1 protein-coding gene and 1 pseudogene are annotated in these 1330 nt (G+C 77.1%); both read left to right on the forward strand.

Annotated features, from left to right (window positions below; genetic code table 11):
- Positions 1-485: pseudogene (locus AA75_RS20250) on the forward strand (glycoside hydrolase family 3 protein); the annotation flags it as partial.
- A gap of 12 nt (positions 486-497) precedes the next feature.
- On the forward strand, positions 498-1157 hold the full coding sequence (locus tag AA75_RS20255; protein ID WP_051812864.1) for a DUF1796 family putative cysteine peptidase: 660 nt from the start codon (positions 498-500) through the stop codon (positions 1155-1157).
- Positions 1158-1330 lie beyond the last annotated feature (173 nt).

Here is a 1330-nt window from a genome sequence, read left to right on the forward strand (position 1 = left end):
CCCCGCCCCGGCCGGACCCCGCCGTGGGCCTGGCCGCCGCCCGCCGGGCACTCACCGCGTACGGGCTGACGCCGCCCGGCGCGCCCCGGACCGTCCACACCGTCCGGCTCGGCGCCACCGCCAACCTCGCAGTCGGCGAGGCCCCCTGGGGGCCGGCCGGACCGCTGGCCGCGCTCGGAGCCCTCGCGGGCTGCACGGAGGTGGAACCCGGCACCGACCCGGCGGAGATCCCGCTGCCCGGCGGCCCGCTCGTGGTCGCCGTCCGCGACGCCCACCGCGACCCCTGGCAGCGGGACCCCCTGCGGGCGCTGCGGGCCCGCCGCCCCGACCTGGTCACGGTCGAGTTCGGGCTGGCCGCGCAGGACCCGGCCCCGGACGGCCCGACCCTGCTGACGAGAGGCGCCGGTCTCGCCAACGCCACCGCCGCCGCCGAGTACCTGTCCGGCCGCAGCTGGCAGGGCCCGCTGCGATCCGGCCGGGCCTGAGCCGTGACCGGGGTGCCCGGGGGAGCCGGCGACGCCGACGCGCACGCCGGGTTCGACCACTACGTCGGCCTCGGCTACCACTGCGAGTCCACCTACCAGCTGCGTCGGATCACCGGCGACGACCGGGCGCACTTCTTCGACTGGCTGGACCTGGAGTTCGACTCCGTCGTGGAGACGGTCGCCGCCGGCTTCGCCAACGTCCTGCGCCCCGGCCTGGTCGAGCCTTTCGACGAGGGACGCTGCGCGCTCGACCGGGGCAGCGACATCCGCTTCTTCCACGACTTCCACCCGGCCGGGCCCGGACCGCTCACCCAGGCCGACATCGACCGCCAACTACCGGAGGTGCGAGCCAAGTTCGCCGCTCTCGCGAACCGCTGGCGCAGCCTGGCCGGGTCCACCCGCCGGGTGCTCTACGTCCACCACGACGCCTTCGACGAACTGGCCGCCGCCGACCTGCGCCGCCTGCGCGCCGTACTCGCCGCCGAACACCCCGGCCACCGCTTCGCCCTCCTCTGGCTGCGCCGCACCCCGCCCCCGGACGCCGACCGGCTCCCGCCCGGCATCGCCTGGGACACCGTCGCGGCGGCGCCGGGGCGCTGGCAGGGCGACGACACCGAGTGGGACCGCGCCCTCGCCACGCACCGCGCGATTCCGGAAGGCATCTCTTCCTGATGGGGTCACCCCAAGGGGCGCGGGGAACTGCGCGATTCCGGAAGGTCACCCACCCGCACCCGGGGTCCGGGGGCCGGATGCACCTCGGTAGCCGCCGGCGGCCCAGGCCCCTGTTCCTGTCGGGTCACCCCAGGGGGCGCGGGGAACTGCGCGAGTCCGGAAGGCCACCCACC

The organism is Kitasatospora sp. MBT63, from assembly GCF_000710465.2.
Taxonomy (GTDB): domain Bacteria; phylum Actinomycetota; class Actinomycetes; order Streptomycetales; family Streptomycetaceae; genus Kitasatospora.